At 34.2% G+C, this 7,869-nt stretch carries 8 protein-coding genes; 5 read left to right on the top strand and 3 right to left on the bottom strand.

Annotated features, from left to right (window positions below; all coding sequences use genetic code 11):
• Nucleotides 1-1,228: 1,228 nt before the first annotated feature.
• Nucleotides 1,229-1,891 (top strand): hypothetical protein, encoded by a 663-nt coding sequence (locus LF817_RS19750; protein WP_253937530.1) that lies wholly within the window; start codon nt 1,229-1,231, stop codon nt 1,889-1,891.
• Nucleotides 1,892-2,512: 621 nt separating this feature from the next.
• Here the strand turns inward: LF817_RS19750 and LF817_RS19745 are convergent.
• Together LF817_RS19745 and LF817_RS19740 are read right to left on the bottom strand one after the other, a co-directional pair.
• Nucleotides 2,513-3,058: a MerR family transcriptional regulator gene (locus LF817_RS19745; RefSeq protein WP_253937529.1), complete on the bottom strand. Its 546-nt coding sequence runs from the start codon at nt 3,056-3,058 to the stop codon at nt 2,513-2,515.
• 548 nt (nt 3,059-3,606) lie between these two features.
• Complete coding sequence (locus LF817_RS19740) at nt 3,607-4,131, bottom strand: hypothetical protein (RefSeq protein WP_253937528.1); 525 nt, start codon at nt 4,129-4,131, stop codon at nt 3,607-3,609.
• Nucleotides 4,132-4,453: 322 nt separating this feature from the next.
• On the opposite strand from LF817_RS19740, the gene LF817_RS19735 reads away from it, so the two are divergent.
• From LF817_RS19735 to LF817_RS19725, 3 genes are all read left to right on the top strand, one after another.
• A complete protein-coding gene (locus LF817_RS19735; protein WP_253937527.1) occupies nt 4,454-5,020 on the top strand; it encodes a recombinase family protein in 567 nt (188 codons plus the stop codon).
• Nucleotides 5,013-5,333 (top strand): hypothetical protein, encoded by a 321-nt coding sequence (locus LF817_RS19730; protein ID WP_253937526.1) that lies wholly within the window; start codon nt 5,013-5,015, stop codon nt 5,331-5,333. Before LF817_RS19735 ends, LF817_RS19730 begins: the two co-directional genes overlap by 8 nt.
• Nucleotides 5,334-5,478: 145 nt before the next feature.
• Entirely contained in the window at nt 5,479-6,063 is a 585-nt protein-coding gene (locus tag LF817_RS19725; protein ID WP_253937525.1) for a helix-turn-helix domain-containing protein, read from the top strand.
• Nucleotides 6,064-6,398: 335 nt separating this feature from the next.
• Here the strand turns inward: LF817_RS19725 and LF817_RS19720 are convergent, their stop codons facing one another.
• Entirely contained in the window at nt 6,399-7,328 is a 930-nt protein-coding gene (locus LF817_RS19720) for a hypothetical protein (protein WP_253937524.1), read from the bottom strand.
• 96 nt (nt 7,329-7,424) lie between these two features.
• Here LF817_RS19720 and LF817_RS19715 point away from each other — a divergent pair, with 96 nt between their 5' ends.
• A complete protein-coding gene (locus LF817_RS19715; protein WP_253937523.1) occupies nt 7,425-7,826 on the top strand; it encodes a DUF2538 family protein in 402 nt (133 codons plus the stop codon).
• Nucleotides 7,827-7,869: the final 43 nt, after the last annotated feature.

Here is a 7,869-nt window from a genome sequence, read left to right as displayed (position 1 = left end):
AATGATAGAAAACTATTCCTCGTTGTTGTTCAAGCTTTAAAAATTGCTTCAGTTTTAGATGACGAGACTACATTAAATGTATAAAGACCCTACCAGGGTCTTTTTTTTATTTTTCATAAAAAACTACAATTAAAATGTACAATTTTATTAACTTGTCAAACCTCTTACTCTGCTATCGAGTACTCTAACGACGAGTATGCTTGATATTAAAGGATTCAAGAAAATTATGGTGTATTGTTAGGGGAATATAGTAGCACTAGTGTTTTTCACTCGTGATCCGTCAGATCACGAGTGAAAAACACTAGTGCAAAGCAGAGAAAGGGGTTTAGGGTTTTCTGCGGTTGTCAGCTGCAGAATGAATATTTATTACGTTCTTATTTAGGTGCAGGGAGTACTAGTCATACTCCACTGTGCTGCTGTTCTCGGGGATCTGGCTGTCAACCAGTGAAAGAGAACTTCATCGCTCGCGACGTGCAATGAGAGTTGCTTGCGTCGAGGGAACGAGGGCTGCAGCTGAAGAGCTGCTTCTACTCACTATTTCTAATTGAATGTGGGCGACACTGAAATGATGTAACAGACCTATCTGTTATGTTCGAAATAAGTAAATTGGTGAAAATCCAAATAACGGGGATTGGGAAACCTTTCAACGTTATCTTCCGCGGGGAGGTCTGTTGTAGTAATGCAACTGACTAAATAGCTCAACCGTAATTAAGCCAGATGAATGGGTCTGGTAAAGGGATCCGCAACGCGTAATGGCGTGGATTCTTGGGAGTGAAAATTATAAGAGACGTGCCGATCATCCAGCGACGTACACATAGCGAATGAAAGCCGAGAGGTAAGTAATCGGGGGCTTCTATATTCTACCCGTAACAGCGTGTGTATTGAGGAGACGTGACTTATAATTTTGATACTTATTTCTAAAGTGGGAAGGACCGACCGGCTTGTGTGACAGCAAGTGCGAGGTCTGGGAGCTTTTGCTAGTAGTCTTATATCCGAGCTGCAAGGCAGTGGCGAGGGTAATCCTGAATCTTGGTGACACTTGATTCTAAAGGTGGGCGAAAGCAAATCGGTTTTTATAAGAACGTAAATATGTTGAGAGTGACTACTCAGCAGCTGTTCTGTATTCGGGAGCTCCCTGGTTATCTCTGGGGAGTGACGTCCCAGTGCAGAAAGTAACCGGGAGGTTCCTACATTGTTTAATGTTTTTATCACCGGGAGGTGTGTAATTGTGGGAAATAAATATTTGTACAAACCGACAAGTCTGGCAGGGTTTTTGCAACAGATTGTGTGGTTAGTAACACGAGGGTATAAGTATTTTCACGTTACTTATTATCCTGAATCGAAAAAGGACAAATGGATTGAAATCGATAAAAAGCTTATTGGAAAGTATCAAACAGATATGACAAGATCACAGCGCTACAGAAATAAGCAAAAGAAAAACGGTAATTTTATGTTTTTGCGCTATGAAAATGTTGCTGTGCTATTGTTGGCCACAGATGATTTCAAGAAAGAAAGGACTAAAGTGAAAGAAAGAATCGTCATTGATGACGAGTTCTTTGACATAGAAGAAAAGAATTTAAAATTCGATTGTGGTAAGATATCCAGTTTCAAGATACATAAGACAAACAATACAGTAACTGTTTCAATGGCCAACAAGATGTTTAAGGAGGTAAAAGCGAATTTAATTGAGGTTGCAGCTACAAAAAATTTGAGTAATACTAGGTATGAATTTGAAAAATTAAATGGGTTACCATCCTGGCACGGAATTAATAAACAAAAATTTCAACTACTGGATCTCGTTGTTGATGAATTGAAACATCATAATGTAAAAGTTAAAAAGACAACGTTTTTCGTGAAATTAAGTCGTAAGAAAGTAAAAGTCTTTGAATAAATTTAAACTTTTTGTAGTCTTGCAAAAGGTCCCTTTAACCAACAAAAATTTCATAAATCCTCAAAAGAGAACTCATATGAGTTCTCTTTTTTTATCTCCCTATTCATTCCCCATTACATAAATCTATTTTCGTATCTAAAAGCAGCGTACTTTCGTTACATAAATTGTCTTCTTAATCAAAAGTGGCGTACTTTCGTTACATAAATTGTCTTCTTAATCAAAAGCAGCGTACTTTCGTTACATAAATTGATCTTCTTAATCAAAAGCGGCGTACTTTCGTTACATAAATTGTCTTCTTAATCAAAAGCAGCGTACTTTCGTTACATAAATTGATCTTCTTAATCAAAAGCAGCGTACTTTCGTTACATATAAATATCAAAACGAATTGAAAATCCCCCGAGTCAAAGGAAGTATCTTCTTATTTTTTTTGTTATAGTCACTTCTTCGACGTATCTCTGTTTCCTCGGTGATATGTGGGGTGGTTTAAACTCCAAAGGTTTTCCGAGAGAACTTTTATAATATTCTCTTAAGAATTCTTGTTTCTCTTTAACAGTCATTTTCTTTTTTTCGTCCATTTCACCACTTCACTTTCTTTATAAATAAATAGACGCTTACTCTTTGTTAAAATAACCCGAAAAGTTTTTTCCGTTTTGGTTCTTGTTTTTCTTCTACTTCTTTTTCCGTTTCTTCTTCTTTTGCAGCCGCAATTTGCTCAATCAACTTCTCGTCGCGTTTTTTGGTCATTTCATCAATGTATTGTTTTAATTCCTGTTTTTCATTACTGGATTTTTCTAATTTTTGAAGTAAAGCTAAGTTAAACTGTTCCTGAAGTTTTTGTTGTTCCAACATTTGAGCTTGCTGATCCATCAGCTTATCAATTTTATTTTCCAACTTGGATCTTTCTTCATAATTTTTGAAGTATTGTTCTTCTTCTCCATTCAGCCAGGACGAGACCTGATCCCAGCTCCAGTTTTGTTTTTCAATTTTTTCCCGTATTGCAATTAGTTCCTCTACGTTTTCTTTAGTATAACGACGATGACCTTTTCTGTTTTTTTGAGTCCAATCAGTTTGTATGTTGAATGTATCAGTGTATTTTCGAAGTAAATCACTAGAAATATTTAAAATTTCTGCAACTTCACTGGGTTTGTAAATCCGGTTTGTTTCCAAGATTAAACCTCCTATTTTTAAAAGAAATAATCCTATAAATGCATTGTAAACAGCGTTAATGAAGAATCAGAAACGAACCATTAGTGAAATGATTATTGTATTTGATTATTGATTTAATTATTTAATTATACTTTAAGTAGAAAATTTGAAAAAGTCTATTGAAATTGGTGATTCAGATATTTTGCCTACACTATATAGACAAATAGGATAAAAGGTGAGTTAGATCCTTTTGAAGTTTTGAAGTTTTGGAATAATTTGGAAGGTAGGATCTTACGAGAGGTTAAGCATTTAAATGCCTTCTTGTAAGAGAAAAGTAGTGTTTTTTTTGTTTTTCGGTATCTGCCTTTCAATCATCTTAATTTAGGATTAACATTGAAAATGAATAATTATAACAATTTATGAAAGGAGGAGCTATTAATGGAAGGTTTTGCTTTCTTTGGTATTCTTATAGCTCTACCTGTTATCCTTATGTTAATTGGTGCTGTTTGTTGGACATATGCTATAAATAAATACAAAAAAACGAAGGCCTAATAGCCTTCGTTTTTTGATTATAAGTAATCGTTAATCTTACAAAAATCTTCTACTACACCAACATTATCCCACATTTGGCATCCTTTTGTTACACCATATTTATAGAAATCACCTGTGATTTCGTCTGCTAGTTTCCATCCAACAGTTACAGCTAATGTTCCTAAAAAAGCAACTACAGCTGCTGGCAGGAGAGGTACAGCTGCTATTCCAACCATTCCACTTTCATCGGCAACATTATTTTTAGCTGACTGAAGTTCTGCTAGTTTCTGATGGTCAAGGCTTTGGAAATACATATCAGTTTGATAAATTTCATCTTCGGTTAGACCTTTTTCAGAGGCAATAGTTTCGTCAAACTCATATTGGCCATTTTCATAAGAAAAAGCTGATAAAATAGCTGCAGATTTCTTTTCAACTTCTTCCTGAGACGGGTCATTTTCTGCTGCATTTACTGATCCTGTATTTAGTGAAAAAGAAACCAGTGTCAAAATCATAGTAAAAACCATTACCATTCTCAATTTTTGATTTTTCATTACTGCTGTCATTAAACTCCTCCTAAGATATGATTTTTATGTAATGTCTTTCCAAATAAACCGTAACATCAAATAATGACATATTTCAGCAAAATTACAAAAAAAGGGACTAAAAGACTAGAAGGAAAGGTTTTTTCTATTGATTGTTTTTCAAATCTAAAACGTTACGTTTTAGATTTGCTTGTTGGTTGAAGTTACTTCAACCAACAAGCATTTCTTTTTTGTGAAGTTGATTGTATCATTAGGGTATACACAAATGATTTAATATTTATTCATTGATTTTATTATGGTTTTGGAGTCTCACTTGGGTTGTTTTATAAGGGGGGTAGATTTCGTGAAATTTGGATATGCTCGTGTTTCTGATGTTTCCCAGAGTTTAGAAACACAAATCGAGAAATTAAAAGGTTATGGTGTAGATGAAATTATAATGGAAAAGGTTTCTGGTGTTTCTGAAGATAAAAAGTTAAATGAGCTTCTTTCCTCTATGCGCAAAGGAGATTCACTAGTGGTGTCTAGGATGGATCGCCTTGGAAGGACAGCTAGGCAATTGCTGCAGCTGGTGGAGGATTTAGAAGAAAAAGAAGTTAACCTGGTGTTTTTGGATCTCCAGGTGGATCTTAATAGTCCTGTGGGTAAATTTTTTTTAACAAACTTGGCCGGGTTTGCTGAGTTGGAGCGAAGCCAACTGAAAGAGAAGCAACGTGCAGGTATTGAAATAGCTAAAGAAAAGGGAGTTTATAAAGGTCGAGTTACTTGGTACACACAAGATCACCCTCGGATTCAGCACGCATTTGAACTGTACGATGCGAAAAATCATACTGTTCGAGAAATATGTAAGATTTGCAATTTGTCCAAAGCAACTTTTTATAGAAAATTAAAGGAGAGAGAGTCTAATGGTTAAAATAAGCACTGAGAGCCGTCTTAACACGTTTTATGAAAACTATGGGGTTGAATCTATTAATCTTATAATAGATCGTCACGAGTTATCTAAAGAAAAACGCCAATGGTTTGCCGTTCGTTTTGCTTCAGATGATCAGGAGTTCGAAAAAGAGTGCACGAAAAAAATGAATGAATTGTCTAAAAAAATAGAGGAAATTGATGTAGAATTGGAAAACAAGGGTATTGATAACAATTTGAGAACTAACACTCTAAAGCAGTTGAAAAAAATTTTCGGTGAAAATATTTCAAGTGGTTTTGTTGAAAGTGATTTTTAAATAAAAAAACCTTCTGGAATTGCACGTTCCAGAAGGTTTGGGGTTTCTTGCAACCCGAATTATAAGATCTTCTTTAATTATATATCGTATTTTCGGCTATAACAAGGAATCCCTTTCATTTTAAAAGGGAGGGAAATAAATTATTATGAGTAAAACATTTCGCGAGGCTGAACAAAAAGCAAGAGTAAGAGATTATGAGAATAATAAAATTCTCACCGATGAAGAAATGGCTCAAGCAACGATGTTGCAAACAAAAGCATACTCAAGAGGGGCAAAATTAGTTCCAGATCGTATATATAAAGATAGAGCAAAATTTGTGCAGATGAAACAGAATAACTTTAAATACTTAAGAGAAATAAAGTTTCTAACTACTGGCGAAAAAAGTTTTCTTGTCGATCTTATACCGAATGTTGAATTTGTATCAAATTGCATAGTAGATAATATAGAAAAGAAATCTGCGGTTCCTCTGACTCAAAGTGAAGTTGCTGACATATTGGACAGGAAAAAACAAAATGTGAACCCTATGATTAAAAGTCTGATTGACAAAGGTATAATTGCTCGATCAGAATCTGGATTAGAGGATAATAATGTGCGTTCTTATGCATTGTTTATTAATCCTCACCTTATGTTTAGTGGGGATCGTAATAATATCGATGGAGCGTTAAAAGCAATATTCCACAAACCTATGAGAAAGAAACCATTAAAAGATTTACCGGAAAAATTATGGTGAAATGATAGTTGAAAGCTTGTTATAACAGTGTTTTTCGTGGTAATGATTTTTCATTACTCGGACATTTTTCGTGGTAATGATTTTTCATTACTACGGTAATGATTTTTCATTACTACGAAAAATCTTGAAACCTTTGCTATGACTGAATTTATAGCAATTTAAAGTCAATGCCCTTCTCACTCTCATATTGTTTGTTTTTAGACCGCCATAATTTCATTATTAAACTATATATTTTCTTCGCAGGACCGATAGATGTAACATCTGTCGGTCCGTTTTTTGTTTGACGTAACGTCGCACAAAAAAACCCCCATTCTGGGGGAATATAAATTAGTAAATTAATAGGGGTAATTATGTAGTTCACCAACGAGATCTTCGCTTCCAGCTTCCCTTAATTCAAATGTTCCAGCTGCACTTTTACTATTCAGTGAAGAAAGCTTTATAATGAACCTTTCAAATTTAAGTTCATCGGCTTTTTTAAAGTATATATCTTTGTATTCAACATCCATAACACAATACAAATCTGTTATATGATTAATACCTATTTCATCTAAAATTTCTTGTGGATCTCCTCTTCCTACCTTTCCGAATCTGTTCGAGTACATATAAATAATAGTTGTGAAATTTTTGGGTAGATTTACTTTGTGGAAAATGTTTTCGTCAATCGCTGAACGTAAAAACATAAATTCTTGATAATATGGAGATGTTGTTTCTAATTTGGTTACTCGGCTATCGTTGTCTGTAACTTCAAACTCTGTGAACATTATTTTTTTATTTGGGTCCTTTGCTCTGTTTTTAGCTGATTTCTTTTTAATTTCATAATTAGAAATGATCTTGCTTTTATTAAAAAACTGTTTGGCTAACGGACATTCAAAACTCACTCTAATAGCTCTGGCTGGTCCTCTTCCTAAATTATATAAATTAATGAAATATGGAGAGAAGGCAAGCATTTTGATTTCTGGAAAATCTTTCTTCTGTTCTTCTTTTTTAGTCATCCATTCTTCGTTGTTCAATATAGTATCTTTCAATATAGTATCTTTTTTTATTTTGAATGGTTCTGAATCTATGTATAGTTTGGGACTGAATTGTTTTTGGCTTTCTTCTTTTAAAATTCTTACATTCTTTTCAGAGCTTCGCGCAGCCCTGAAAGAAGAATACGCGGCCCAGGCTGTTGCTGCTGCGATAAATGAATTGATTATTGTACCCCAGTTGATATTCAAGAATATTAAAGTCACTAATGTTAATAGTTCAGCAAGGAAATGTTCCATTGAAAAACTCCTATCTATCTACTTTATAAGATTTTTTCACAAATGTGATATATACATATACAATTATACTAAATTGATAAACAAGGAGAGATATAAATGTACTTTTACAATGAAGAACACGAAAAGAATTACAATGTATTGACAAGGATTTACTCCAATGCACAAAGCAATTCTGAGTATAGAGTAAATTGCTATATCGCATCCCTTCCTGAAATTTACAAACTTTTGGACATAGATCAGTTAACGCCCGGTCCAGGTGGGCCGATTTCGAGTTTGATGATCTTTGCTGAAGACGGGAAACAAGAATTCAATCATCCCGGACTCACGAGTTCTTCCAAAAATTTAGCGTCAGTTGGTCAAAGTTTATACAACAGTCACCCAGTTGATTTAGCAAAAGTGATTGGAGTTTGTAACAATGATAGAAAACTATTCCTCGTTGTTGTTCAAGCTTTAAAAATTGCTTCAGTTTTAGATGACGAGACTACATTAAATGTATAAAGACCCTACCAGGGTCTTTTTTTTATTTTTCATAAAAAACTAC

The organism is Halobacillus sp. A1, assembly GCF_024189295.1.
Taxonomy (GTDB): domain Bacteria; phylum Bacillota; class Bacilli; order Bacillales; family Halobacillaceae; genus Halobacillus_A.
The sequence above is the reverse complement of the archived record's forward strand: the minus strand, read 5'-3'. Positions and strand labels throughout refer to the sequence as shown.